25 protein-coding genes are annotated in these 24,510 nt (G+C 73.5%); 18 read left to right on the top strand and 7 right to left on the bottom strand.

Features of this window, described 5'->3' with window-relative positions:
- Positions 1-3: 3 nt before the first annotated feature.
- Positions 4-402 carry a DUF5709 domain-containing protein gene (locus tag IF651_RS15705; RefSeq protein ID WP_191830079.1) on the bottom strand — a complete coding sequence of 133 codons (399 nt, stop codon included), beginning with the start codon at positions 400-402 and terminating at the stop codon, positions 4-6.
- 89 nt (positions 403-491) lie between these two features.
- Between IF651_RS15705 and trhO the strand changes: the two genes are divergently transcribed.
- The 6 genes from trhO (at position 492) to IF651_RS15675 (ending at position 5,672) form a co-directional block, all read left to right on the top strand.
- Positions 492-1,412: an oxygen-dependent tRNA uridine(34) hydroxylase TrhO gene (trhO, locus tag IF651_RS15700; protein ID WP_191830078.1), complete on the top strand. Its 921-nt coding sequence runs from the start codon at positions 492-494 to the stop codon at positions 1,410-1,412.
- A gap of 160 nt (positions 1,413-1,572) precedes the next feature.
- Positions 1,573-2,016 (top strand): 50S ribosomal protein L13, encoded by a 444-nt coding sequence (gene rplM, locus IF651_RS15695; protein WP_191830077.1) that lies wholly within the window; start codon positions 1,573-1,575, stop codon positions 2,014-2,016.
- Between the two features lie 44 nt (positions 2,017-2,060).
- The gene (gene rpsI, locus IF651_RS15690) at positions 2,061-2,549 is read left to right on the top strand and encodes a 30S ribosomal protein S9 (protein ID WP_191830076.1); all 489 of its coding nucleotides are present in this window, start codon (positions 2,061-2,063) and stop codon (positions 2,547-2,549) included.
- 155 nt (positions 2,550-2,704) lie between these two features.
- Complete coding sequence (gene glmM / locus IF651_RS15685; RefSeq protein ID WP_191830075.1) at positions 2,705-4,063, top strand: phosphoglucosamine mutase; 1,359 nt, start codon at positions 2,705-2,707, stop codon at positions 4,061-4,063.
- Complete coding sequence (locus tag IF651_RS15680) at positions 4,060-4,668, top strand: peptide deformylase (protein WP_338404006.1); 609 nt, start codon at positions 4,060-4,062, stop codon at positions 4,666-4,668. The genes glmM and IF651_RS15680 overlap by 4 nt, the downstream gene beginning before the upstream one ends.
- Positions 4,669-4,973: 305 nt before the next feature.
- Positions 4,974-5,672: a DedA family protein gene (locus IF651_RS15675; RefSeq protein ID WP_338404005.1), complete on the top strand. Its 699-nt coding sequence runs from the start codon at positions 4,974-4,976 to the stop codon at positions 5,670-5,672.
- A 34-nt stretch (positions 5,673-5,706) separates the two neighbouring features.
- Here the strand turns inward: IF651_RS15675 and coaA are convergent, their stop codons facing one another.
- Positions 5,707-6,693 (bottom strand): type I pantothenate kinase, encoded by a 987-nt coding sequence (gene coaA, locus IF651_RS15670; RefSeq protein WP_191830153.1) that lies wholly within the window; start codon positions 6,691-6,693, stop codon positions 5,707-5,709.
- A 105-nt stretch (positions 6,694-6,798) separates the two neighbouring features.
- Between coaA and glmS the strand changes: the two genes are divergently transcribed.
- Both glmS and IF651_RS15660 read left to right on the top strand, forming a co-directional pair.
- Complete coding sequence (gene glmS / locus IF651_RS15665) at positions 6,799-8,676, top strand: glutamine--fructose-6-phosphate transaminase (isomerizing) (protein WP_191830073.1); 1,878 nt, start codon at positions 6,799-6,801, stop codon at positions 8,674-8,676.
- Between the two features lie 114 nt (positions 8,677-8,790).
- A complete protein-coding gene (locus IF651_RS15660; RefSeq protein WP_191830072.1) occupies positions 8,791-9,141 on the top strand; it encodes a holo-ACP synthase in 351 nt (116 codons plus the stop codon).
- Between the two features lie 95 nt (positions 9,142-9,236).
- On the opposite strand, the gene IF651_RS15655 is transcribed toward IF651_RS15660, so the two are convergent.
- Together IF651_RS15655 and IF651_RS15650 are read right to left on the bottom strand one after the other, a co-directional pair.
- Positions 9,237-10,169 carry a type IV toxin-antitoxin system AbiEi family antitoxin domain-containing protein gene (locus IF651_RS15655; RefSeq protein WP_191830071.1) on the bottom strand — a complete coding sequence of 311 codons (933 nt, stop codon included), beginning with the start codon at positions 10,167-10,169 and terminating at the stop codon, positions 9,237-9,239.
- 220 nt (positions 10,170-10,389) lie between these two features.
- Positions 10,390-11,409, bottom strand: a complete 1,020-nt coding sequence (locus IF651_RS15650) for an LLM class F420-dependent oxidoreductase (RefSeq protein WP_191830070.1) — start codon at positions 11,407-11,409, stop codon at positions 10,390-10,392.
- Positions 11,410-11,469: 60 nt separating this feature from the next.
- Here IF651_RS15650 and IF651_RS15645 point away from each other — a divergent pair, with 60 nt between their 5' ends.
- The 7 genes from IF651_RS15645 (at position 11,470) to IF651_RS15615 (ending at position 18,542) form a co-directional block, all read left to right on the top strand.
- Entirely contained in the window at positions 11,470-13,170 is a 1,701-nt protein-coding gene (locus tag IF651_RS15645) for a bifunctional ADP-dependent NAD(P)H-hydrate dehydratase/NAD(P)H-hydrate epimerase (protein ID WP_191830069.1), read from the top strand.
- A 90-nt stretch (positions 13,171-13,260) separates the two neighbouring features.
- On the top strand, positions 13,261-14,283 hold the full coding sequence (locus IF651_RS15640) for a pseudouridine synthase (protein ID WP_338404004.1): 1,023 nt from the start codon (positions 13,261-13,263) through the stop codon (positions 14,281-14,283).
- A gap of 32 nt (positions 14,284-14,315) precedes the next feature.
- On the top strand, positions 14,316-15,674 hold the full coding sequence (alr, locus tag IF651_RS15635; RefSeq protein ID WP_191830068.1) for an alanine racemase: 1,359 nt from the start codon (positions 14,316-14,318) through the stop codon (positions 15,672-15,674).
- Positions 15,675-15,703: 29 nt separating this feature from the next.
- On the top strand, positions 15,704-16,327 hold the full coding sequence (tsaE, locus tag IF651_RS15630) for a tRNA (adenosine(37)-N6)-threonylcarbamoyltransferase complex ATPase subunit type 1 TsaE (protein WP_191830151.1): 624 nt from the start codon (positions 15,704-15,706) through the stop codon (positions 16,325-16,327).
- Positions 16,328-16,336: 9 nt separating this feature from the next.
- A complete protein-coding gene (tsaB, locus tag IF651_RS15625) occupies positions 16,337-17,068 on the top strand; it encodes a tRNA (adenosine(37)-N6)-threonylcarbamoyltransferase complex dimerization subunit type 1 TsaB (RefSeq protein WP_191830067.1) in 732 nt (243 codons plus the stop codon).
- Positions 17,065-17,604, top strand: a complete 540-nt coding sequence (gene rimI / locus IF651_RS15620) for a ribosomal protein S18-alanine N-acetyltransferase (protein ID WP_191830066.1) — start codon at positions 17,065-17,067, stop codon at positions 17,602-17,604. The genes tsaB and rimI overlap by 4 nt, the downstream gene beginning before the upstream one ends.
- Positions 17,601-18,542: a sulfurtransferase gene (locus IF651_RS15615; RefSeq protein WP_191830065.1), complete on the top strand. Its 942-nt coding sequence runs from the start codon at positions 17,601-17,603 to the stop codon at positions 18,540-18,542. Before rimI ends, IF651_RS15615 begins: the two co-directional genes overlap by 4 nt.
- Here IF651_RS15615 and IF651_RS15610 read toward each other — a convergent pair.
- Positions 18,529-19,146 carry a malonic semialdehyde reductase gene (locus IF651_RS15610; RefSeq protein ID WP_191830064.1) on the bottom strand — a complete coding sequence of 206 codons (618 nt, stop codon included), beginning with the start codon at positions 19,144-19,146 and terminating at the stop codon, positions 18,529-18,531. The genes IF651_RS15615 and IF651_RS15610 overlap by 14 nt on opposite strands.
- Positions 19,147-19,233: 87 nt before the next feature.
- Between IF651_RS15610 and tsaD the strand changes: the two genes are divergently transcribed.
- Positions 19,234-20,301 (top strand): tRNA (adenosine(37)-N6)-threonylcarbamoyltransferase complex transferase subunit TsaD, encoded by a 1,068-nt coding sequence (gene tsaD, locus IF651_RS15605; protein WP_191830063.1) that lies wholly within the window; start codon positions 19,234-19,236, stop codon positions 20,299-20,301.
- Positions 20,302-20,306: 5 nt separating this feature from the next.
- Positions 20,307-21,347, top strand: a complete 1,041-nt coding sequence (locus IF651_RS15600) for a M78 family metallopeptidase domain-containing protein (protein WP_191830062.1) — start codon at positions 20,307-20,309, stop codon at positions 21,345-21,347.
- Between the two features lie 66 nt (positions 21,348-21,413).
- Here the strand turns inward: IF651_RS15600 and IF651_RS15595 are convergent, their stop codons facing one another.
- Positions 21,414-22,568 (bottom strand): glutamate--cysteine ligase, encoded by a 1,155-nt coding sequence (locus tag IF651_RS15595; protein ID WP_191830061.1) that lies wholly within the window; start codon positions 22,566-22,568, stop codon positions 21,414-21,416.
- A complete protein-coding gene (locus tag IF651_RS15590) occupies positions 22,565-23,803 on the bottom strand; it encodes a class I SAM-dependent methyltransferase (RefSeq protein WP_191830060.1) in 1,239 nt (412 codons plus the stop codon). The genes IF651_RS15595 and IF651_RS15590 overlap by 4 nt, the downstream gene beginning before the upstream one ends.
- A gap of 245 nt (positions 23,804-24,048) precedes the next feature.
- Here IF651_RS15590 and groES point away from each other — a divergent pair, with 245 nt between their 5' ends.
- Positions 24,049-24,345, top strand: coding sequence for a co-chaperone GroES (gene groES, locus IF651_RS15585; RefSeq protein ID WP_191830059.1), 297 nt, complete (start codon positions 24,049-24,051; stop codon positions 24,343-24,345).
- Positions 24,346-24,510 lie beyond the last annotated feature (165 nt).

The raw sequence follows: 24,510 nt of genomic DNA, 5'->3' as shown, positions 1-24,510 counted from the left end.
CTGCTACGGCTCGTCGACGACGTGGACGGCGGCCTCCTCCGCGCTCGCCCCGGCGCCGTCGATGCCCTCGTCCTCGGCGAACGTGTCGTTCTGCCGCCCGTCGAGGGCTTCGGAGTCCGCCACGAGGCGGCCTGCGCGCGTCTGGTCCGGCCGGTCGAGAGGGTCGGCCTCCCAGGTGTCCGGCTCCTCCTCGGCGAGACGCTGGTCGAGCGGCTCGCCGTGCGTCTCCTCCCACGCCGTCTCGCCGTAGTGGTTCGAGCGGGGTCGATCGGGCGGCGAGTAGCCCTCGTCCAGGACGTCGTCGACGCCGCGGTCGAGCAGCGTGTCCTCGGCCTGGAGCTGGTCGTTGTCGCCCTCGCCGCCGGTCTCGGGGTCGGGCGTCGTTCCGGTCGTGTCGCTCATGCCCCCCAGCCTGGCACCTCGGACAGCCGGTCGCAGCACGGACCCGGGACGCGACGAGGGGAACGCGTCCGGGTCCCTATCCTGGTCGGATGGCTGTCCACAAGATCGTGCTCTTCTACGCCTTCACGCCGCTCGCGGACCCGCGCGCGGTGCAGCTGTGGCAGCGTGCGCTGGCCGAGCGGTGGAACCTCACGGGCCGGGTCATCGTCGCCGACCACGGGATCAACGCGACGCTGGGCGGCACGGTCGAGGACCTCAAGCAGTACGTGAAGACCACGCGGCAGTACCCGGGCTTCGAGCGGATCGACGTCAAGTGGTCCGACGGGACCGGCCTCGACTTCCCGCGGCTGTCGGTCAAGGTCCGGCCCGAGCTGGTGACGTTCGGTGCCCCGGGCGTGGTCGTGGTGGACGAGGACGGCGTGGTCGGCGGCGGGACCCGGCTCTCCCCGCAGGGGCTGCACGACCTCGTGGACGAGCGCGGGGACGACGTCGTGATGTTCGACGGGCGCAACGCGTTCGAGGCGGCGATCGGGCGCTTCCGGGACGCCGTCGTGCCGGACGTCGCGACGACGCGGGAATTCGTCGCCGAGATCGACTCCGGGCGCTACGACGACCTCAAGGGTCGACCGGTCGTGACCTACTGCACGGGTGGCGTGCGGTGCGAGGTGCTGTCCGCGATCCTGCGCACGCGGGGGTTCGACGAGGTGTACCAGCTCGACGGCGGCGTGGTGCGCTACGGCGAGCAGTTCGGGTCGCAGGGTCTGTGGGAGGGGTCGCTGTACGTGTTCGACGAGCGGATGCACGTGGAGCTGGGGCCGGGATCGACCCCGCTGGGGGAGTGCGTCGCGTGCGCCGCACCCACGGCGAAGTACGAGAACTGCGTGGATCCGGGCTGCCGGACCCTGCGGCTGTACTGCGCAGGCTGCGCGCACGTCGCGCGCGAGCGGCGCTGCGAGGTGTGCGCTGCTCGTCACGTTGACCGTGCTGCCGAATCACCGCTATTCTGTTAAGTCGTTGTGCTCACCTCATGACACCCGTGTCGCTAGCGCGCCCACTCGCTGCCGGCCAAGGAGCGGGTGTCAGTCGAGCCCGCCGCGCAACGACAACGCCCTCTCGGCCGCACGCTTCAGCAGCCGAAGAAGACACCTGACAGAAACGAAGGCTACGACCGTGCGTACGTACACCCCGAAGCCCGGCGACATCCAGCGCGACTGGTACGTCATCGACGCGACCGACGTCGTCCTGGGCCGCCTGGCCACCCACGTGGCCACCCTGCTGCGCGGCAAGCACAAGCCGACTTTCGCCCCGCACGTCGACGGCGGTGACTTCGTCATCGTCATCAACGCCGGCAAGGTCGCGCTGAGCGGCAACAAGCGCGAGCAGAAGATGGCCTACAACCACTCCGGTTACCCGGGTGGCCTGCGTGCCGTCGCCTATGGCGAGCTGCTCGAGAAGCACCCCGAGCGTGCCGTGGAGCGAGCCGTTCGCGGCATGATCCCCCACACGAGCCTCGGCCGCGCCCAGTTCGGCAAGCTGAAGGTCTACGCGGGTGCCGAGCACCCGCACACCGCTCAGCAGCCGAAGCCGTTCGAGATCACCCAGGTCGCGCAGTAATCGCCGTCCAGGCGTAGCCGACAGAAAGACGCGAGGACACACCCGTGGCCGAGACCACCGTCGAGACCGACACGCTGGGTGACGAGACCCCCAGCACCTACACCTCCGAGAGCGCCGCACCCATCGGCGCCGGTCAGAGCATCACCGCCCCCGGCCAGGCACTGGGCCGCCGCAAGGAGGCCGTGGCGCGCGTGCGCCTGGTTCCCGGGACCGGCCAGTGGAAGATCAACGGCCGCACGCTCGAGGGCTACTTCCCGAACAAGGTGCACCAGCAGCTGGTGAACTCCCCCCTGAAGCTGGTCGACGTCGAGGGTCGCTTCGACGTCGTCGCCCGCATCTCGGGTGGCGGCACCTCCGGCCAGGCCGGTGCGCTGCGCCTCGGTATCGCTCGCGCGCTCAACGCGATCGACACCGACGTCAACCGCGCCGCGCTGAAGAAGGCCGGCTTCCTGACCCGCGACGCGCGCGTCGTCGAGCGCAAGAAGGCCGGGCTCAAGAAGGCCCGCAAGGCACCGCAGTACTCCAAGCGCTGATCCAGCGCTCGGGCTCGTCGGCCCCGGTGGACACCGTCCACCGGGGCCGTCGGCATTGCTGAGGCTCGTGACGAGCCCGCCGGACCGCGCGGGCGTGGACGGGACGCCCGGTCCGCGACGGCGGCGGCGGACGGCCCGACGAAGGAAGGACTGCCATGGGACGGCTCTTCGGCACCGACGGGGTACGCGGCCTCGCCAACGGGAACGTGACGGCCGAGCTGGCGCTCGGGCTCGGCTCTGCGGCCGCGCGCGTCCTCGCCCGCACCGACGAGGGGCACCGACCGCGTGCCGTCGTCGGCCGGGACACCCGGGTCTCCGGCGAGTTCCTCGCGACGGCGCTCGCGGCCGGGCTGGCCAGCGCCGGGGTGGACGTCAAGGACGTGGGGGTGCTGCCCACGCCCGGGGTCGCGTACCTGGCCGCGACCATGGACGTCGACTTCGGCGTCGTGATCTCGGCGTCCCACAACCCCATGCAGGACAACGGGATCAAGATCCTCGCGCGAGGCGGGGTCAAGCTCGACGACGGGGTCGAGGACGCGATCGAGGCCGCGCTCCACCAGGAGTGGTCGCGCCCGACGCACGACGGGGTCGGGCGCATCTCGGCCGACACGGGCCGTGCCGGCACCGCGTACGTCGAGCACCTCATGTCCAGCATCGGCGCCGACGAGGACCACAAGCCTCTCGCGGGGCTGCGCATCGCGGTGGACTGCGCGAACGGCGCGGCGAGCGACGTGGGCCCCGCGGCGCTGCGCGCGTCGGGCGCCGACGTCGTCGTCATCAACGCGAGCCCCGACGGCCGGAACATCAACGCGGCGTGCGGGTCGAACCACCCCGAGCAGCTCCAGGCCGTCGTCGTCGCGTCGGAGGCCGACTTCGGCGTGGCGTTCGACGGCGACGCCGACCGGTGCATCGCGGTCGACCACGCCGGCGTCGTCGTCGACGGGGACCAGATCCTGGGCGTGCTCGCGCTCGCGCTCAAGGAGCAGGGCGAGCTGGCGGCCGACACCGTCGTCGTCACGGTGATGAGCAACCTCGGTCTCCTCCTCGCCCTGCGTGACGCCGGCATCAGCACCATCCAGACGGCCGTCGGGGACCGCTACGTCCTGGAGGAGATGCGCGCCCGAGGGTACGCGCTCGGCGGCGAGCAGTCGGGTCACATCATCCTGTCGCGGCACGCCACGACGGGGGACGGCGTGCTCACGGCTCTGCAGCTCGCGGCCCGGGTCACGTCGTCCGGACAGAAGCTGGCCGACCTCGCCGGGGTCGTCCGGCGGCTGCCGCAGACGCTCGTCAACGTGTCCGACGTCGACAAGGCGCGCGCCCGGACCGACGACGTGCTCCTGGAGGCCGTTGCCCGTGCGGAGACCACGCTCGGGGAGACGGGACGCGTGCTGCTGCGTCCCTCCGGCACCGAGGCGCTCGTCCGCGTGATGGTCGAGGCAGCGACGCAGCAGCAGGCCGACGCGGTCGCCGCCGAGCTTGCCGACGTCGTGCGGTCCCGGCTCGCGCTGTGAGTCTCCCCCCGGGCGAGGACCTCGGCCTGACGACCTCCGTGGGCGAGCTGCTCGCGACGTTCGAGGACGGCGTCCTGCCGATCGTGCAGGCCGGGCACCCGGTGCTCCGCACGCCCGCCGCGCCGTACACGGGACAGCTCGGCGACCTGCTGTCCCGATTCCTCGAGGCGATGCACCGCACGATGCGGGCCGCCCCCGGCGTCGGGCTCGCTGCTCCCCAGGTAGGGGTCGGGATCGCGATCGCCGTCGTCGAGGACCCGGGCCTCCCCGGCGACGACGAGCACGAGCGGCCGCCGCTGCCCTTCCGAGTCCTGGTCAACCCGCGCTACGCCCCCGTCGGGGACGAGTCTCGGACGTTCGTCGAGGGGTGCCTCTCGGTGCACGGGTGGCAGGCGGAACGCACCCGGCACCGCCGCGTCCGGCTGCAGGCGCAGGACGAGCACGGGAGTCCCGTCGACGACGAGCTCGTGGGCTGGCCCGCCCGGATCGTGCAGCACGAGACCGATCATCTGCGCGGGGAGCTCTACCTCGACGGCGCAGACCTGCGGACCCTCGCCTCCACGGAGGGTGTCGCGCGCCTGCCGCGCCGCGCTCCCGCGGACTGACGGCGGACGTCGCGTCGCGACCGGTCCGCCGCCGCGCACCGTCCTGGTCCTTCCGGTGGAGAAGCGGGGTCGGCGGAGTCCGTCGTCAGGATGATGCCCGCGGCGGCACCGCGCGGGAGAATCGACTGAGCGCCGCCGACGGCGGCCGTGCGACGGGGTGCGGGACACCCCCGGGAAGAGCCCGGGATAACCCTGATGGCGAATCGCGTTGCACTGCTTAGGCTTGGTGTGGCGACGGACGCACGACGCCGCACCGGACTGGCTCACCCCAGCAGACGAAACCGAGGGAACCGTTGACCGAGGCCGTGACGACCTTCCTGGAGAACCTGGAGCACTGGGTCCTCGCGCTGTCGGCGTCCGCATGGATCTACCCGGCGCTGTTCGCGTTCGCGACCATCGACGGATTCTTCCCCCCGGTGCCGAGCGAGTCCGTCGTCATCACGCTCGCCGTGGCGGCGCACGCGACGGGCTCACCGAACCTCGTCCTCGTCCTCGTCGTCGCCGCGCTGGGCGCCTGGTTGGGGGACCAGATCGCGTTCTCGATAGGCCGCGCGGTCGGGACGGACCGGGTGCGCTTCCTCCGTGGACCTCGAGGTCGTCGGGCCGTCGCCTGGGCGGAGCGGGCACTCGCCCACCGCGGGGCCTCGTTCATCCTGGCCGCGCGGTACATCCCCATCGGTCGGGTCGCGGTGAACATGACGGCGGGCGCGGTCGGCTATCCGCGGTCCCGGTTCATGCTGTTCTCGGGGATCGCCGCGGTCACCTGGGCCGTGTACTCGGTGCTGATCGGGCTCGTCGCCGCACGGTGGCTCGGGCACGAACCGCTGCTGGCCATGGTCGTCGGCGTGGTCCTCGGCGTCGCCACCGGCTTCGTCATCGACCGGCTCCTCATGACGCGGTCCCGCCGCCGGGGCGACCCGGACCTCGGGGCGGTCACGACGGACGAGTCCGTGGCCGAGGCGACTCCTGCGGGCGCCGGCAAGCACCCAGGGCTCGCGGACTGAGCGTCGACCACGGGGCGCGCCGCGGCCCACGGGGTCAGAGCTTGCGCAGCCGGAAGCGCTGGACCGAGTGGTCCGTGCCCTTGGTCAGGACGAGCGTCGCGCGACCGCGGGTCGGCAGGATGTTCTGCTCGAGGTTGGGGGCGTTGATCGAGTCCCAGATCGATCGTGCACGGTCGACCGCCTGGTCGTCCGTGAGCCCGGCGTAGCGACGGAAGTAGGACTCTGGCCGGGCGAACGCCGTACGACGCAGCGTGAGGAACCGGTCGACGTACCACTGCCGGATGTTGCGGGTGCGCGCGTCGACGTAGATCGAGAAGTCGAAGAAGTCCGACACGGCGACCGTCGGCTCGTCGTGGGCGCTCGGACGCGCCGGCTGCAGCACGTTCAGGCCCTCGACGATGAGCACGTCCGGCTTGCGGACCACGGCCTCTGCCCCGGGGACGATGTCGTACGTGAGGTGGTCGTAGACCGGTGCCCGGACCTCGTCCCGTCCGGCCTTGATCTTGGACAGGAAGCGGACGAGCGCGCGGCGGTCGTAGGACTCGGGGAAGCCCTTGCGCTCCATGAGCCCGCGCCGCGCGAGCTCGGCGTTGGGCAGCAGGAACCCGTCCGTGGTGATCAGCTCGACCCGGGGCGTCTCCGGCCAGCGCGCGAGCATCTCGCGCAGGATCCGCGCCGTGGTCGACTTGCCCACCGCGACGCTGCCCGCGACCCCGATCACGTACGGCGTGCTGCCGGTGTCCTCCCGCAGGAACGTCGAGGTGGCCTCGTGCAGTCCCGCGCTCGCGGTCACGTACAGGTTGAGGAGGCGTGACAGCGGGCGGTAGACGGCGTCGACCTCGGCCAGGTCGATCGGGTCGCCGAGGCCGCGCAGGTGTGCGACGTCGTCGTCGGTGAGGGGGAGCGGGGTCGACTCCGAGAGGCGGCTCCACGCCGCGCGGTCCAGGTCGACGTACGGGGACGGGGCCGTCGGGAGACCGCCGAGGACGTCGGGTCCGGTGCCGGGCGACGATCGTTCGATGTCACGGGGAGAACGGTCCACCCGGTGATTGTGCCGGACGAACACGCCGGACCGACAACCCGGCCGTGCCCGGGGGCCGGGGCAGCGCGGATACACTCGACCACCATGTGCGGAATCGTGGGCTACGTGGGCCCTGGAACCATGGTGGGCGAGGCGTCGGGGCGACCCCTCGACGTCGCTCTCGAAGGACTCGGCCGGCTCGAGTACCGCGGCTACGACTCGGCGGGGGTCGCGCTCGTCGGGCCGCAGATCGACGCGGTCGCGTTCGCCAAGAAGTCGGGCAAGCTCGCCAACCTGGTCGAGGAGATCGAGCTGCACCCGCTCCCCGTCGCGACGGCGTCGATCGGGCACACGCGCTGGGCGACCCACGGGGGACCGACGGACACCAACGCGCACCCCCATCTCGCGGACTCCGACCGGCTGGCGGTCATCCACAACGGGATCGTCGAGAACTTCGCCGTGCTCAAGGCCGAGCTGCTCTCCGACGGCGTCGAGTTCCTGTCGGAGACGGACACCGAGGTCGCCGCGCAGCTCCTGGCGCGCGCCTACCGGGACACCCACGACCTCACGCTCGCCATGGGCCAGGTGGCCCGGCGGCTCGAGGGCACCTTCACGCTCCTCGCCGTCCACGCCGACGCGCCCGACACGGTGGTGGGCGCGCGGCACGACTCGCCCCTCGTCGTCGGGCTCGGGGAGGGCGAGAACTTCCTCGGTTCGGACGTCGCCGCGTTCATCTCCCACACGCACGAGGCGCTCGAGCTCGGCCAGGACCAGATCGTCACGATCACGCCGACGGCGGTCGAGGTGACGGACTTCGACGGGAACCCGGCCGAGGCGAAGCGGTACACCGTGGACTGGGACGCCGCGGCCGCCGAGAAGGGCGGCTTCGACTCCTTCATGGACAAGGAGATCCACGACCAGCCGCACGCTGTCGGGGACACGCTGCTCGGCCGTACCGACACCTCGGGCAAGCTCGTGCTCGACGACCTGCGCATCGACGAGGCCGTCCTGCGCTCGGTCGACAAGATCATCGTGGTGGCGTGCGGGACCGCCGCGTACTCCGGTCACGTCGCCAAGTACGCGATCGAGCACTGGTGCCGCATCCCCGTCGAGGTGGAGCTCGCGCACGAGTTCCGCTACCGCGACCCCATCGTGGACGAGCGCACGCTCGTCGTGGCCGTGACGCAGTCCGGCGAGACGATGGACACGCTCATGGCCGTGCGCCACGCGCGCGAGCAGGGTGCGAAGGTCATCTCGATCGTCAACACGCACGGCTCGACGATCCCGCGCGAGTCGGACGCGGTGCTCTACACGCACGCCGGCCCGGAGGTCGCGGTCGCGTCCACCAAGGCGTTCCTGTCGCAGATCACCGCCGCCTACCTCCTGGGGCTGTACCTCGCGCAGCTGCGCGGGAACAAGTTCCCCGACGAGATCGCGGCGATCCTCGAGGACCTGCGGGCGATGCCGGCGAAGATCCAGACGGTCATCGAGCGCGGCGAGTACGTGCGCGCGACGGCCCGGTCGATGAAGGACACCGCGTCGGTGCTGTTCCTGGGCCGCCACGTCGGGTTCCCCGTCGCGCTGGAGGGGGCGCTCAAGCTCAAGGAGCTCGCGTACATCCACGCCGAGGGGTTCGCCGCGGGTGAGCTCAAGCACGGCCCGATCGCGCTGATCGACGACGGCCAGCCGGTGTTCGTCATCGTGCCGTCCCCGCACGGTCGCGAGGGCCTGCACTCGAAGGTCATCTCCAACATCCAGGAGATCCGGGCGCGTGGTGCGCGGACGCTGGTCATCGCGGAGGACGGCGACGACGCGGTGCTTCCGTACGCGGACGAGATCTTCTGGATCCCACGGTCCCCGACGCTCCTGAGCCCGCTGCTGGCGGTCGTCCCGCTCCAGATCTTCGCCATGGCGCTGGCGACGGCGAAGGGCCTGGACGTAGACCAACCCCGCAACCTGGCCAAATCGGTCACGGTGGAATAGCCCCCCGCCGAGCATGTGCCTGTGGCCCGTCCTGACGTCAGGACGGGCCACAGCCACATGCTCGACAGGTAGGGAGGGCATTCTCGTTGGCGGGGAGGGACGTAGGGTGGCCGCATGATCATCGGGGTCGGGATCGACGTCGTGGACGTCGGACGGTTCATGTCGACGCTCGAACGGACCCCGCGGCTGCGCGAGAAGCTGTTCACCGAGGCCGAGCGTGACCTGCCGGACGCCTCCCTCGCTGCGCGGTTCGCCGCGAAGGAGGCGATCGCGAAGGCGCTGGGGGCCCCGGGCGGCATGCTGTGGCACGACGCGACGGTGCACCGCGTCGTCGGCGGACCGCCCGAGGTGGAGATCCGCGGCACCGTCGCCGCCCGCGCTGCCGAGCTGGGCATCAGGAACTGGCACCTGAGCATCTCGCACGACGCCGGCATCGCCTCAGCCATGGTCGTCGCAGAAGACTGATACCCCCACACACCACCCGCCGACCATGTGGTCGTGGCTCGTCCGGACGCTCGGACGGGCGACAGCCACATGGTCGTCAAGCAGCAGACGCATGGTCAGGTGACGAGCAGTACCTTGCGAACAGTTCTGCCGATCGTCCCGACGTCACGACCCGTGAAGCGGAGGACGTCCAGCCTGCCGGTGGCGACGAGCGTGTTCTGACGCTGCCGATCGGCGAAGACCGCGGCGGGTGCGTCGTGCACGTCCATGCCGTCCAGCTCGGCCACGAGCCACCGACCGTCGGCTCGCCGCCACCCCATGTCGGCCCGCAGCGTGGGAGAGTCCGGTCCCAGGTGGACCGGGAGCTGCAAGGTGTGGGGCGGCACGCCCTCGTCGACACAGTCGAGACGGGCGAACGACTCGAGCGGGGACTCCGACCGGGGGTCGGCCAGGGTCCACAGGGCGTGGCGCAGCGCGACGCCGCGCCTCCCTCGGGCATGCACGTGCGACCGGTCGAGACCCGACCGGTCGAGCAGACCGAGGTGCAGTGCCGAGTCCAGCACGGCAAGACCGTTCGGGCGAGGAAGCTCAGGGACCGCCTGCGCGATCGCCCAGTCGATGTCAGCGACGAGCCGGCCGCCGACGGTGGCCGTCGTCATCCCCGCGTCGAACTGTCGGAGCGCGATCCCGTCGCGGTCGCGGCGGTTCCTGCCCCACGGCACGGCTGCTTCGGGACGGATCGCCCCGGGCAGACCGCGCACCCCGTGCAGCGCGAGCGCGCACTGTCCGACGGCGACCGCATCCTCACCGTAGGCGAGCAGTCCCGCCCACGCCGCGCGGAGACGCCGCGCGTCCCACGGGCGGACCGGGACCGGCGTCGGGCACGTGTCGTAGACGCCACGCGTCACCCGCGTGAGCACACCGCGCCGGACGAGCCCTCCGACGTCCTTGTCCGTGAGGCCGTGGTCGCGGCACTGGGCGATCGAGACGAGGTCACCCTGCGTCGCGCCGACGGCGGGGAGGCTGACGGGAAGGTGAGCTCGTCGCATGGACGACACCTCAGCGGATCTGCACCCGCTGTGCCGGACGCCGAGCTCGACGTGTGGACGGCCTCGCACGAGACGGTCCTGTGGACTGCCAGGTCGCCGCAGCCGTGCGGATCTGCGCGACGCCGAGCATGCGGACGGTGACGAACCACCATGTGTCAGCTGCCCGTCCGTGGCCCCGCGCGGGCCACAGGAACATGCTCGACGGAGGAGAGGTGGCGAGCTAGGGGGCCAGGGCCGGGATGACCTGGCGCTCGAAGAGGTCGATGCCGCTGCGGTCGTATGCCGCTTCGGGGAAGTACGTGATCGCGTAGCCCAGGCCGAGGCCGCGCAGCTCCGTCAGCTTCTCGACGACCTGCTCGGGCGTCCCGACGAGCGGCCCACGCCGCAGGTTCTCGGCCTCTTGCGCGGCCTTCTCGGGGACCGACAGGGAGAAGTGCTCCTCGACCCAGGCGATACGGTCGTCGACGTCCGCCGCGGTCTCGCCGATGATGACGTTGAAGTTCGCCGAGCGCGTGATCTCCTCGAACGGGCGACGGATCGCGTCGCAGTGCCCGCGCAGCACCTCGGACTTGTGCGCGAAGACCTCCGGCGTCCCGTCGAAGTTCGTGTACTGCGCGTGCTCGGCAGCGATGCGCAGGGTCTTCTTCTCGCCGCCGCCCGCGACCCACAGCGGCGGGCCGTCGACCTGCAGCGGCAGGGGCGCGAGGCGCGCGCCGTCGACCTGGTAGTGCTCGCCGTCGAGCGTCGCGATCCCGTTGGTCCACAGCTGCTTGAAGATCTGCACGCCCTCGTCGAGGGCGCCGAGACGGTCCCCGGCGCTCGGGAACCCGTACCCGTACGCGCGCCACTCGTGCTCGTACCACCCGGCGCCGATGCCCATCTCGACGCGCCCGCCGCTCACGACGTCGACCGTCGCCGCGACCTTTGCCAGGTACGCGGGGTTGCGGTACGCCATGCAGGTGCACATCTGGCCGAGCCGCACGCGCTCGGTCGACGCCGCGAACGCGGCCATCAGGGTCCAGGCCTCGTGCGTCGCCTCGTCCGTCGGCACCGGGACGGTGTGGAAGTGGTCGTAGACCCAGATCGACTCCCACGCCGGGTCCGACCCGGAGAGCCCTTCGCCCGCGAGCGCGGTGTCGGCGTGCCGAGCGAGGGAGCGCATGGTCTCCCACTGCTCGGACGGGTCGATGCCGACGAGGTCCTGCCGCCAGCCCTGCGGGATGAACAGTCCGAATCGCATGCTCGTCACGATAGGCGCTCTCGCGAGCGCGGGCGCGGTCGGGGTGGGCAGGATGGGGACATGATCGAAGCCTGGTCCGTCGCCGACGTCCGTGCTGCAGAGCATCCCCTCCTCGCCGCAGGTGACCCGCTCATGGAACGCGCCTCGTTCGCGCTCGCGACGATCGTGGCGCGTGACGTCGCGCGGAGACGGTCCGTCGTCGGCCCGGACGGGGGGCGGCGCGACGGCCGCGTGACGGGCGCGCGCGCGGTCCTCCTCGTCGGGCCGGGCAACAACGGCGGCGACACGCTGTTCGCGGGTGCCCACCTGGTGCGCCGCGGGATGGGCGTGCTGGCCGTGCTCGCGTCGGAGCACGTGCACGGCGGTGGGCTCGCGGCCCTGCGACGGGCGGGCGGCCGGGTCGTCGAGCTCGTCCCGGAGAGTGGGGGAGAGGGCGGCGCGTCCCGGTGGGGGGACCCGGACCCGGCGACGGTGGAGGACGCCGTGTCCCGGGCGGTCGGGGCGGACGTCGTGCTCGACGGGCTCCTCGGGATCGGGGCGTCGGGGGCGCTGCGTGGCCCGGCGGCGGTGCTCGTACGTCGGCTGGTCGAGGTCCTCGGTGCGAGGACGGACCGGGACGAGCGCGGCGGGGACGGGAGCGTCCGGTCCCGTCCGTGGGTGGTGGCGGTCGACGTCCCGAGCGGCATCGGGGTCGACGACGGCACGCTCCCGGGGACGGTCCTGCGCGCCGACCGGACCGTGACGTTCGGGGCGGCCAAGCCGGGTCTGCTGGTGCCACCCGCTGCCGGTGCGGCCGGTCACGGGGCGGTCGTCGAGATCGGGCTCGCGCTCGGTGCGGATCCGGCCGGTCCACCGGGACCCGCGGTGCGGCGGCTGGAGGCCCGCGACGTCGGGCGCCTGTGGACGGTGCCCGGGCCGGAGGACCAGAAGTACACCCGCGGCGTGCTCGGGGTGGTCGCAGGGACGCCGACGTTCCCCGGCGCGGCGGTGCTCGTCACGAGCGCCGCGGTGCGGACCGGACCGGGGATGGTCCGCTACCAGGGGCCCGACGACGTCGCGCGCGCGGTGCTCGCGGCACGTCCCGAGGTGGTGCCGGCGTCGGGGCGTGTGCAGGCGTGGGCGCTCGGGTCGGGCGTGCCGGCCGCGGCGGCGGGGGGTGCCGGCCACGACGAGCCGGATCCCGGTGGGCAGCACGCTCGGATCCGCGCGGCGCTCGCGGACGCGGCGGGCGATCCGGGGGGCGCGACGTCGAGCGGCGGACCGGTGCCGACGGTGGTCGACGCCGGGGCGCTCTCGCTGCTGCCCGACCGGTGCCCGCCCTGGTTCGTCCTCACGCCCCACGCGGGGGAGCTCGCGACGCTCCTGCAGGGGCGCGGCGAGGCGGTCGACCGCCCGGGCGTAGAGGCCGAGCCGCTGCGGTGGGCGCGGCGGGCGCACGAGCTGACCGGTGCCACGGTGCTGCTGAAGGGGTCGGTGACTCTCGTCGTCGGGCCGGCGCGGGTGTACGCGCAGGCGGACGCGCCGGCGTGGCTCGCGACCGCGGGGGCCGGCGACGTGCTCACGGGCATCCTCGGTGTGGTCCTGGCAGGCCACGCGGCGCGCGCGGTCGCGGAGCCGGGGAGCGTCGCGGAGCTCGCTGCGGCGGCCGCACTGGTGCACGGGCTCGCCGCCGAGCGGGCGAACCCGGGCGGCCCGATCTCGGCGCTCGACGTCGCGGCAGCCGTCCCGGGAGTCGTCTGCGAGCTGGTCGCCGCGCGCTGACCAACCGTCGGCCACGTCGTCAGCCCTCGGTGTGGCCCTGGACGTACGGACCGCTGACAACTTCCGGGGGTGCGCCGGTACCGTGGAGTCGTGGTTCCTCTGCCCGTGCGGGACGGTCTCAACCCGACGCGTCTCGTCCTGCCGCACGACGACGCGAGCGTCGGCCGGTGGTCCCGCACGCTCGACTACGTCCTCGACCGGTTCCCTGCGGACGCCGCACGCCTGCACGAGAAGGTCGCGGCCGGAGAGGTCGTCGACGGCCGCGGGCGGCCCGTCGACGCCCGCACGCCCTACGAGCCGCGCGGGTTCGTGTTCCTCTACCGGGACCTGGTGCCCGAGCCCGACGTCCCGTTCGAGATCCGCGTCCTGCACCGCGACCGGGACCTGCTCGTGGTGGACAAGCCACACTTCCTCGCGACGATCCCGCGCGGCGCGCACGTCGAGCGTTCCGTCCTGGTGCGCCTGCGTCGCGACCTCGACCTGCCCGAGCTCAGCCCGGCGCACCGGCTCGACCGCGTGACCGCCGGCGTCCTCCTGCTGACCGTGCGACCGCAGGTGCGCGGCGCGTACCAGGAGCTGTTCGCCCGCCGGGAGGTCCGCAAGACCTACGAGGCGATCGCGCCGTACGACCCCGCGCTCGACCTCCCGACGACCGTCCGCAGCCGGATCGTCAAGCACCGCGGCATCATGCGCGCCGAGGAGGTGGCCGGGGAGCCCAACGCGGAGAGCCGCGTCGGCCTCGCCGAGGTGGACCCCGGGCGAGGTCTCGCGCGCTACCGGCTCGAGCCCCACAGCGGCAAGACGCACCAGCTCCGCCTGCACATGTCCGGGCTCGGCGTGCCGATCCTCCACGACAACTTCTACCCCGACCCGTACGACGTCGCGCCGGACGACTACACGCGCCCGCTCCAGCTCGTGTCCCGCTCGCTCGAGCTCACCGATCCCTTCAGCGGCCGCCTCCGCCGGTTCACGACCGACCGGGTCCTGGACTCCTGGGGCGGCAGGGACGCACCGGTGGGGTCCGCCCCGGCAGTCGCCGCACCGGCAGAGGCCGACACCGTGCGGGGCCCCGCGACGACCGACGCCACCGGCCCCGCGGCCGGGCGACCGTGACGGCACCGGCGCGGGTGAGAGAATCGACGACCGTGGACGACACCTCGCGCACGGCCCGCCCTGACGGACCGGACCCTGCGCGCTACCCGGCGCGCGCCGTCGTCGACCTCGCCGCGATCCGGGACAACGTGCGCGCCCTGCGGGGGCACGCCGGGAGCGCTGAGGTCATGGCCGTCGTCAAGGCCGACGCCTACGGGCACGGGCTCCTCCCGAGCGCGCTCGCGGCGCTCGCAGGCGGGGCGACCTGGCTCTCGGTCGCGCAGCCGAGCGAGGCCCTCGCGCTGCGCGCCGCCGGGCTCGGCCCGGACAGGTCCCGTCTGGTGGCGTGGCTGTTCCCTCCCGGGGCGCCGCTGCGCGCCCTGATCGAGGCCGACGTCGACGTGTCGGTCGCGGCGTGCTGGGCGCTCGACGACGTGGCGGCCGCCGCGCGCGCGGCGGAGCGCCCGGCGCGCGTGCACCTGGAGGTCGACACGGGCCTCGGGCGCAACGGCGTCATGCCGACGGACCTGCCCGCGGTGCTCGCGTCCGCGGTCCGCGCCGAGGCCGAGGGCGTGCTGCGCGTCGTCGGGATCTGGTCCCACCTCGCGTGCGCGGACGAGCCCGGCCACCCGAGCATCGCCGCCCAGGCGGAGGTGTTCGACGACGCCGTCCGGCTCGCCGAGCGGTCCGGCCTCGCCCCCGACGTGCGACACCTCGCCAACTCGGCGGCGACGCTCACCGCGCCGCGGACCCGCTACGACCTGGTGCGCCCCGGCCTCGCGGTCTACGGGATGTCGCCCGTCCCGCAGCTCGGCCCGCCGGCGGAGCACGGGCTCACCCCCGCCATGACGCTCGAGGCGCGGCTCGCGACCGTCAAGCAGGTCGGTGCGGGTCAGGGCGTCTCGTACGGAGGGGAGTACACGACCACCGGGCCGACCGTCCTCGGCGTCGTCCCGCTGGGGTACGCGGACGGGATCCCCCGCCACGCCTCGAGCGGCCCGTCCGGGTCCGGTCCGGGCGGACCGGTGCTCGTCGGCGGGCCGGACGCGGGACGGCGCGTGCTGCGCGTGCGGGGGCGGGTGTGCATGGACCAGCTCGTGCTCGACCTGGGGCCCGGTGCGACCGAGCGCGCGGGCGACGTCGTGACGTTGTTCGGCGCGGGGACCGGCCTGGGGCGTGGCGGCACACCGATCGCCGAGGACTGGGCGCAGGCGGCGGGCACGATCGGCTACGAGATCACGACGCGGCTCGGCGGGCGCGTCCCGCGCGAGCACGTGGGGCTCGACGTCCTGGACGACGCCGCGCGCTCCCTCGTCCGGGCGGCGACCGCACGCCCGGGCGCGGCGAACGCCACCGCGGCAGCGCCGACCGGTTCCGACCCGACGGACCACGAGAGGACGACCTCACGGTGAACGACCCCGAGCTGAACGCCACCCATCAGGTGGGTGCACCCGAACCCGGGACGGTCGGCCCGGACGGGCCGGACCTCGTCCTCGTCCTGCCCGACGCGGACGCCACCCGCGCGTTCGGCCGTGCCCTCGCGGCGCGGCTGCGTGCCGGCGACCTCGTGATCCTCACGGGCGATCTCGGGGCGGGCAAGACCACGTTGACGCAGGGCGTCGGCGCCGGCCTCGGCGTGCGCGGGCAGGTCGCGTCCCCGACGTTCATCGTCGCCCGCGAGCACCCGTCTCTCGTCGGCGGACCGGCGCTCGTGCACGTGGACGCGTACCGCCTCGGGTCGCTCGACGAGGTCGACGCGCTCGACCTCGACTCGAGCCTGGACGACTCGGTGACGATCGTCGAGTGGGGTCAGGGACTCGTCGAGGCGCTCGCGGGCGACCGGCTCGAGGTCGTGCTCGAGCGCCCGCGTGGGGCCGGCGGCGTACCGACCGACGGTGCCGACGACCCGCACGGGGGCAGGGCGTCCGAGGAGGAGGCGCCCGAGGCGGGCGAGCGGCGCGTGGTGCTGCGCGGCGTCGGGCAGCGGTGGGCCGACCTCGACGTCGCGACGCTGGCCCGCGACGCGGGCACGGCACCCGCCGCCCGACCTGCCCAGCAGTCGTAGGCTGGGTCCGTGGCTGTTCTGGCGCTCGACACCTCCGCATCCGTGACCGTTGCCGTCCTGTCCGACGACGGCGCCCGGCTGGCCGAGCGTGACGCACCGGAGCGTCGTCGGCACGCCGAGTCCCTCGCGCCGCTCGTCGAGGAGGCCCTCGCTGCCGCCGGCGTCGCGCGGACCGACCTCTCGGCCGTCGCGGTCGGGACCGGGCCCGCACCGTTCACCGGGCTGCGCGTCGGCCTCGTCACCGCGCGGGCTCTCGGCTTCGCCCTCGGTATCCCGGTGCTGGGTGTCCCCAGCGTGGACGTGATCGCCGCCCAGGCCGTGAGCGACCTCGGGCTGGCGCCGGACGACGAGGTCCTGGTCGCGACCGACGCGCGCCGGCGCGAGGTGTACTGGGCGCACTACCGCGTCGTCGCGCACGAGGGGCCGCACGCCGTCCCGGTCCTCGCGACGCTCGCAGGTCCCGACGTCGGCGCGGCGGCGACCCTGGTCGACAGCCTCGGGGGGACCGCGCGGCTCGCGGTCGTGGGGGAGGGCGGAGCCCTGTACGCCGACGTCCTCGACCTCGACCAGGACGCCCCGCTCGTGCCCGACGCCGCGGTCCTGGCCCGGCTCGCGCTCGCCCGTCGCGCCGCGGGTGTCCACCAGCCCTCCGAGCCGCTGTACCTGCGGCGACCGGACGTGCACGAGTCGGCGGCCCGCAAGCGGGCGATCGGGCCGACCCCCGAGGCGGCGTCCCGATGAGCCTGCGCCGCTACGAGATCCGGCTGCGCCCGTTGGGGGCGGCCGACCTCGACCGTGTGGTCGAGCTCGAGCGCGAGCTGTTCGGGCGCGGCGCGTGGACCTACGGCATGCTCGCGGACGAGCTCGCCGGGCTCGGGCGCTGGTACGTGGCCGCGGAGCCGGAGCGCGTCTACGCGGCGGGGGCGCAGCAGATCGTGGGGTACGCGGGGCTGTGGTTCGACGGCGACGTCGCGCAGGTCATGACGATCGGGGTCGACCCGGCGCTGCAGCACCAGGGGGTGGGCTCGGCGCTGCTCGAGGCGCTCATCGGGCGCTCGCGCGCGATCGGTGCCGAGGCGCTCCTGCTCGAGGTGCGCGTCGACAACGACCCGGCGCTCGCGATGTACGCGAAGTACGGGTTCGAGCAGCTCGGCGTGCGCAAGCGCTATTACCAGCCCGAGGACGTCGACGCCTACACGATGCGGCTCGAGCTCGCCGGTCCGCGCGACGACCCCGACCACGGCACGGCCACCGACGCCGGGAGCGTCCTCGCATGAGCCCCGCGCGCGAGCGCGTGCTCGTCGGGGTGCGGGAGCTCGCCGGTCTGCTCGACGGCCCGGCCATGCCCGTCGTCCTGGACGTGCGCTGGGCGCTCGGCGTGACGGACGGGCACGAGCGCTACCTGGCGGGGCACCTCCCCGGGGCCGTCTACGTCGATCTCGAGACCGAGCTCGCGGCCCTGCCGTCGGCCGCGGCGGGTCGTCACCCGCTGCCTGCGGCGCACGTCCTGCAGGCCGCGGCGCGGCGCTGGGGCGTGCGCCGCGACCGTGGCGTCGTGGTCTACGACGCGGCGGGCGGGACCTCGGCCGCCCGCGCCTGGTGGCTCCTGCGCTGGGCGGGGCACGACGACGTGCGGATCCTCGACGGCGGGCCGGCGGCGTGGGAGCGTGCCGGTCTCGCCCTCGCGCAGGGCGAGGAGCGGGGGGAGCCCGGCGACGTCGTCGTCTCGCCGGGGTCGATGCCGGTGCTGGACGCCGACGCCGCGGCCGCGCTCGCGGCGTCGGGCACGGGGGTGCTGCTCGATGCCCGTGCGGGCGAGCGGTACCGCGGCGAGGTCGAGCCGGTGGACCCGCGCGCGGGGCACGTCCCGGGCGCGGTGAGCGCGCCGACGACCGAGAACCTGGGGGACGACGGCGAGCTCCTCGACGGCGCCACGCTGCGCGCGCGCTTCGACGCCCTGGGCGTCTCCGGCCGGACGCCGGTGGGTGTCTACTGCGGCTCGGGAGTGACGGCCGCCCACCAGGTGGCGGTGCTCGCGACGCTCGGGATCGACGCCGCGCTGTACGCCGGCTCGTGGTCGCAGTGGTCGAACGACCCCGCGCGGCCGGCGGCGACCGGCGCGACCGCAGAGGCGCGGCCGGTCACGACGCGAGGCGACGCCCCCGCAGGGACGCCGCCTCTGCCGACGGGAAGGGGTCGGGTCAGACCGTCGTGACGGCCTGCTCGGCTGCGAGGCGCGGGGCGCGGGGGTAGGTCGTCCCGGTGCCGGCCGCGACGCCGACGTTGATGACGAGGAGCGACCTCCAGCCGTTCTCCGCGAAGAACTCGGCGTCGACCGCTGCGTGGTCCATGCCGTTCATGGGTCCGGCGGCCAGCCCGGCGGCGCGCAGCCCGACGACGAGGTAGCCCGCCTGCAGGAGGCCGTTGGTGCGGCCCATGTCCTCGCGCACGGCGGGGACGGCGTGCAGGTTGTCGCGCATGCCCGGCAGGTGCGGCATGAGCGTGTCCAGGTGCTCGTGGAACGCGGGGTCGTAGGCGACGACGAGCGACAGGGGCGCGGTCGAGACGCGCTCCTTGTTGCCGTCGGCCATGTGCGCGACGAGGCGCTCGCGGGCCTCGGGGGAGCGGACGGCGAGCACGCGCAGCGGCAGCGTGTTCATCGCGGTGGGGCCCCACTTGACGAGGTCGTACACGGCGGCGAGCTGCTCGTCGGTCACCTCCGCGTCCGTGAACTCGCGCGTCGTGCGGGCCTCGCGGAACAAGAGGTCGGCAGTGGCGTCGTCGACGGACAGGGCGGGGGCAAGGGTGTCGGTGCTCATGCCTCGAGCAACAGTTGAGGAGTAAACCGGTGTTCCCGATACGGCTGTGACCTCGGCGACAGTGCAGCCACCGCTACCCTGGACCGCATGGTTTCCCCCGTGACCGCGCCCGGCGGCGAGCCGCTCGTGCTCGGTATCGAGACGTCCTGCGACGAGACCGGTGTCGCGCTGGTGCGCGGCCGTGAGCTGCTCGTCGACACCGTCGCGAGCTCGATGGACGATCATGCCCGCTACGGCGGGATCATCCCCGAGGTCGCCTCGCGCGCCCACCTCGAGGCGATGATCCCGACCCTCGAGCGCACGCTGGGCACGGCCGACGTCGACCTGTCCGAGGTGGACGCGGTCGCCGTCACCGCGGGCCCCGGCCTGGTCGGGCCGCTGACCATCGGCGCCTCCGCCGCGAAGGCGCTCGCGCTCGCGCTCGACAAGCCGCTGTACGGGGTGAACCACGTGATCGGGCACGCGGCCGTCGACGAGCTCGTGCACGGTGCGTTCCCGGACCGCTTCCTGTCGCTCGTCGTGTCCGGTGGGCACAGCTCGCTGCTCCTCGTCGACGACGTCGCGACCTCGGTCACCGAGCTCGGCTCGACGCTCGACGACGCGGCGGGCGAGGCGTTCGACAAGGTGGGACGCCTGCTCGGCCTGCCCTACCCCGGTGGCCCGCACATCGACCGCCTCGCGCGCGAGGGCGACCCGACCGCCATCAGGTTCCCGCGCGGGCTCACGGCGCGCAAGGACCAGGAGAAGCACGCGGACGACTTCTCGTTCTCGGGCCTCAAGACGGCGGTGGCGCGGTGGGTCGAGGCGCGGACCGACGCGGGCGAGGAGATCCCCGTGCCCGACGTCGCGGCGTCGTTCGCCGAGGCGGTGGCGGACGTCCTCACGGCCAAGACCATCGCGGCGTGCCATCGGCACGAGGTGGACACCCTCGTGGTCGGCGGTGGCTTCTCCGCCAACTCCCAGCTGCGCGACATGGCGGCGGCGCGGTGCGCGGAGGCCGGGATCGAGCTGCGCATCCCCCCGATCCGCTACTGCACGGACAACGGGGCGATGATCGCCGCGCTCGGCTCGGCGGTCGTGCGGGCCGGTGTCGCGCCGTCGAGCCTCGACATCGGCGTCGACTCGTCGATGCCGCTGACCGTCAGCCACGTGTGAGTCCGGTGCCGCCACCCGGCGCATGGACGGGCGGCGCCCCGAGGCCGTCGCCCGAGGCTCCCGTCCCCCCGGACGAGGCCTGGCGTCGCGGCCGGGCCTGGCACGAGCACGCCCAGCGGCTCTCTCCCGGCCCGGAGCGCGCGGAGGCGGAGCGCGCCGCCGCGTACTGGTTCGAGCAGCACCGTGTCCAGCAGGTCTGGCTCCCGCAGCACCGGCTCGCCCCGCTCCCGCCGCCCGTGCCCCGACGCCGGCGGTCACGCGGGGCCTCAGCCGCGGGCTTCGCGGCCCTGGTGGCCCTGGTCGCGGTCCTCGCGGGTGGGTGGGCGACGGTCAGCGAGCTCGGGTCGCAGTCCCGAGGGGGCAACGTCCCGTGGGCGTCCGACCCCGGCAAGATCCTGCTCGTCGACCAGCCCGCAGCGCGCGCGAAGGTGCAGGACGTGTTCGCCCAGCCCGCCGCCCCGCCGCTGCCGGGCGGCATGGAGGAGAGGTGGCGCGACGGGGAGTACACCGAGCTGCTCGCGGAACCCGTTCCCGGCGCGGGAACGACGACCGAGTTCGTGCCCGGGTACCCGGACCCGCAGGAGTGGGTCGCCGCGGTGAACCCACGGAACGCCGAGATGCAGGTGGTGGTCACCGACGACGAGACGTTGAACTGCGGCATCCCGCTGATCGAGGAGGCGGACGCGCACGAGCGGGGCGCGGCGGGCTGCTTCAACCCGCGCCACCCCCGCACGATCTTCCTGTGGTGGGGCGAGTCGGCCGACCCGGCGATGCGGGAGTTCGTGCTCGCGCACGAGCTGTCCCACGCGCTGCAGTGGTGGCAGCAGTTCGACGTCGTGCAGTCCGCCGTGGACGCGGGCCTGGCCGAGGACGAGGCGTGGACGACCGCGGTGGAGACCGACGCGTCGTGCCGCGTCCTGTCCTGGGACGCGGCGATGGAACCGCTCGCCGCCGACTCGTCCTCGCCGTGCGGCGTCGAGGACTGGACGCCGTCGTGGCTCGCCGACCGGGCCGCGGACCTGGGGGTCGTGGTCGCGGAGCACTGAGCGGCTCGCACGAGGGTGCCTGCTCGGTGCAGGTAGATGTCTGCAGTGCACAGGCGTCTATGGGACCTACAGCGGACGCCGGGCCCGCATCTCCGCGACGAGCGAGCGCACGACAGCGTCGAGCTCGCCCCCGTGGCGCCGCGCCACGGCACGCTGGCGCTGGTACGACGCCCCGCGCCGCAGGATCGTGCGGACCCCGTCGAGCTCGTCGAGGCAGCCGAGCCGCGCGGCCGTCGGCTCCAGCTCCGTGAGGAGGCGACTGACGGCTTCCGTCACGAGCTCCTCGTTCCCCGCACGGTCGAGGATGATGATCGCGTCCATCCCGTACCGCGCGGAGCGCCACTTGTTCTCCTGCGCGAACCACGGCGGGAGGACCGGCAGCTCGCGGCCCTCGTCGAGCATCGTCGAGAAGTGCTCCACGAGGCAGTGCGTCAGGGCGGACAGCGCGAGCAGCTCGGTGATGTTCGTCACACCGTCGCAGATGCGGGTCTCCAGCGTGCCGAACCGCGGGGCCGGACGCAGGTCCCAGCGCACCTCGTCGAACTGGTCGATGACTCCCGTGTGCAGCATGTCGGCGACGTAGCCCTCGAGCTCGGACCACTCCTCGAACTGGAACGGCAGCCCTGCGGTCGGCAGCTGCTGGAACATCAGGGCGCGGTTCGACGCGTAGCCGGTGTCCTTGCCGCCCCAGAACGGCGAGCTCGCGGACAACGACTGCAGGTGCGCGAAGCACGTGAGCATCGCGCGCACGATCGGCAGCACCTTGCGGCGGTCCTCGATCCCGACGTGCACGTGCACGCCGTAGATGAGCATCTGCCGGCCCCACCACTGGGTGCGGTCGATCAGCGTCTGGTAGCGCTCCTTGTCGGTCACCTTCTGCTGCGCCCAGCGGGCGAACGGGTGGGTGCCCGCGCACATGAGCTCGACCCGCAGCGGGTCGGTCACCGCCCGGAGCTCCGCGACGGAGCGCTCGAGGTCCTTGCCCGCAGCGCCCACCGTGCGATGCACTCCCGAGACCACCTCGACGGTGTTGAGCAGCAGCTCCTGCTTGATCGCGGGGTGCTCGCCCCCACCCGGTGGGCGGACGGCGTCGAGCACCGTGCGGGCGACCTGGCGCAGGTCGCCGGAGTCGGCGTCCACGAGGGCGAGCTCCCACTCGAGACCGACCGTCGAACGCTCGGACCGGGCGAAGGGGAGGTCGCCGGTGCGCGGCGCGCTCATCGGGGTTCCACCACGAGCACGTGCTGGGCACCCGCTACGCGCGTCAGGACGATCGTCGTCTCCGCGTCTCCCGACAGCGCGAGCTGCTTGCGCAGCTGCTCCGGTGTCACCGCGGTGCCCCGCTTCTTGATCGTGAGCCGCCCGACACCGCGCGCGCGCAGGTAGGCGCGGAGCCGCTTGAGGCCGAACGGCATGACGTCCAGCACGCGGTACCCCCGCGCGAGACCCGCCGCGAGGCCGGAGGCGTCGGGCGGTACGGGGGAGTCGGTCGTGACGTACGCGATGGTCGGGTCGACGAGCCGTCCGCCCAGCTCCGCCGCGGCGTGGGCCACGAGACCGGCACGGATCACCGCGCCGTCGGGCTCGTAGAGATACTGCCCGACGGCGCCGACCTCCTTCCCGGGGTCGGGGTCGCCGGCCCGGTGGGCGAGGGTGCGCGAGACGGTGCGGGACGCGCCGTCGTCGTCGGTGACGCTCGTCAGGAGGTGCGCGGAGCGTCCGGGGCCGTCGGGGGCCAGCGGCCCGAACCACAGCGCCGCCTCGACGACGTCGCCGTCGACCGACACCCACTGCGTCTCCGCGTCGTGCGGCAGCCCCTCGTGCCGGATGCCCGGACCGACCTTGATGCCGACCGCGGGCACGCGGTCGCGCACCGCCCACACCGCGTCGAGCGGGGGCGCGTAGGCCTTCGGGTCGAACACGCGCGACCCGGCGCGGGTGCGGCGGGCCGGGTCCGCGTAGACGCCGTCGACGCCCTCGGCCGCCAGGTCGAGAGAGAGCCCGTCGCGGTGCCGTACCTCCGCCTCGGGAAAGTGCCGCAGGTTCACGGTCGCGATCGCGGCGGTGACCTCGTCGACGTCGGTCGCGAGCACGGACAGCCCGGTTCCGGCGAACGCCATGGCATCCGCACCGATGCCGCACGTCAGGTCGGCGACGCGCTCGACGCCTGCCGTGAGATACCGCTGGGCGTGCAGCGCGGCGACGACGAGCCGCGTGGCCTGCTCGAGACCGGCCGGGGTGAACAGCATCCCGTCGGCGAAGTCCCCGAACTTCGCACGAGCGACGCTGCGCAACCTCGACTGGGTGAGCGCCGCTGCCGCCAGCTCGGGATCCACGCCCTTGGCCCGCAGGCCCGCGCCGAGGACGAGCGCCTGGCGCTCGTCGTAGGGCGGCAGAGCGCCGAGAAGGGTCCATCCCTCGGGGCTGAGCAGCTTGGTGAGAGCGGCAGAGTCCATGACGCGATCCTTGCACCTCTCGTGCGCCGACCGCTCGCTCGGGAGCCGCCCGGTACCCCGGGAACGGCAGGTCGTTGGCACTCGCCTTGACCGAGTGCTAACCGGGATCTAGATTTGACCGCGGGTCACCCGGTCCTCGGACCGCGGTGGCACGCGAGCGACCATGCCGGCCGGCACCCGCGACGACGGCCGTCACCGCTCGACCCATCCGCCTGCAGTTCTCATCGCGAAAGGGGAGGTCCGACGTGTCGGTCCCCATCAAGCCGCTCGAGGACCGGATTGTCGTGAAGGCCCTCGAGGCCGAGACCACGACCGCATCCGGCCTGGTCATCCCGGACACCGCCAAGGAGAAGCCCCAGGAGGGCGAGGTCCTGGCCGTCGGTCCGGGTCGCATCGACGACAACGGCAACCGTGTGCCGCTCGACGTGACCGTCGGCGACAAGGTCATCTACAGCAAGTACGGCGGCACCGAGGTCAAGTACGCCGGCGAGGACTACCTCGTCCTGTCGGCGCGCGACATCCTCGCGGTCGTCGTCAGCTGACCAGCACGAGACACGACAGGGCCCCGCGACCGGTTGGTGGATTCTCGGGGTCCTCGCAACACCTGATGGCCTAGACGGTCGTCAGTAGATCACGCAGACGCTCGGCTGGAGTCTTCCAGCCGAGCGTTTTGCGTGGTCGTCCGTTGAGTTGCTGGGCGACGTGCT

The sequence above is a fragment of the Cellulosimicrobium arenosum genome (genome assembly GCF_014837295.1).
GTDB classification, from domain to species: Bacteria; Actinomycetota; Actinomycetes; order Actinomycetales; family Cellulomonadaceae; genus Cellulosimicrobium; species Cellulosimicrobium arenosum.
The sequence above is the reverse complement of the archived record's forward strand: the minus strand, read 5'-3'. Positions and strand labels throughout refer to the sequence as shown.

Bases quoted from the DNA above. Each gene is read 5' to 3' on its own strand.
- IF651_RS15705 (WP_191830079.1), bottom strand. From the start codon at position 402: ATGAGCGACACGACCGGAACGACGCCCGACCCCGAGACCGGCGGCGAG.
- trhO (WP_191830078.1), top strand. From the start codon at position 492: ATGGCTGTCCACAAGATCGTGCTCTTCTACGCCTTCACGCCGCTCGCG.
- glmM (WP_191830075.1), top strand. From the start codon at position 2,705: ATGGGACGGCTCTTCGGCACCGACGGGGTACGCGGCCTCGCCAACGGG.
- glmS (WP_191830073.1), top strand. From the start codon at position 6,799: ATGTGCGGAATCGTGGGCTACGTGGGCCCTGGAACCATGGTGGGCGAG.
- IF651_RS15660 (WP_191830072.1), top strand. From the start codon at position 8,791: ATGATCATCGGGGTCGGGATCGACGTCGTGGACGTCGGACGGTTCATG.
- IF651_RS15655 (WP_191830071.1), bottom strand. From the start codon at position 10,169: ATGCGACGAGCTCACCTTCCCGTCAGCCTCCCCGCCGTCGGCGCGACG.
- IF651_RS15650 (WP_191830070.1), bottom strand. From the start codon at position 11,409: ATGCGATTCGGACTGTTCATCCCGCAGGGCTGGCGGCAGGACCTCGTC.
- IF651_RS15645 (WP_191830069.1), top strand. From the start codon at position 11,470: ATGATCGAAGCCTGGTCCGTCGCCGACGTCCGTGCTGCAGAGCATCCC.
- rimI (WP_191830066.1), top strand. From the start codon at position 17,065: ATGAGCCTGCGCCGCTACGAGATCCGGCTGCGCCCGTTGGGGGCGGCC.
- IF651_RS15615 (WP_191830065.1), top strand. From the start codon at position 17,601: ATGAGCCCCGCGCGCGAGCGCGTGCTCGTCGGGGTGCGGGAGCTCGCC.
- IF651_RS15610 (WP_191830064.1), bottom strand. From the start codon at position 19,146: ATGAGCACCGACACCCTTGCCCCCGCCCTGTCCGTCGACGACGCCACT.
- tsaD (WP_191830063.1), top strand. From the start codon at position 19,234: ATGGTTTCCCCCGTGACCGCGCCCGGCGGCGAGCCGCTCGTGCTCGGT.
- IF651_RS15595 (WP_191830061.1), bottom strand. From the start codon at position 22,568: ATGAGCGCGCCGCGCACCGGCGACCTCCCCTTCGCCCGGTCCGAGCGT.
- IF651_RS15590 (WP_191830060.1), bottom strand. From the start codon at position 23,803: ATGGACTCTGCCGCTCTCACCAAGCTGCTCAGCCCCGAGGGATGGACC.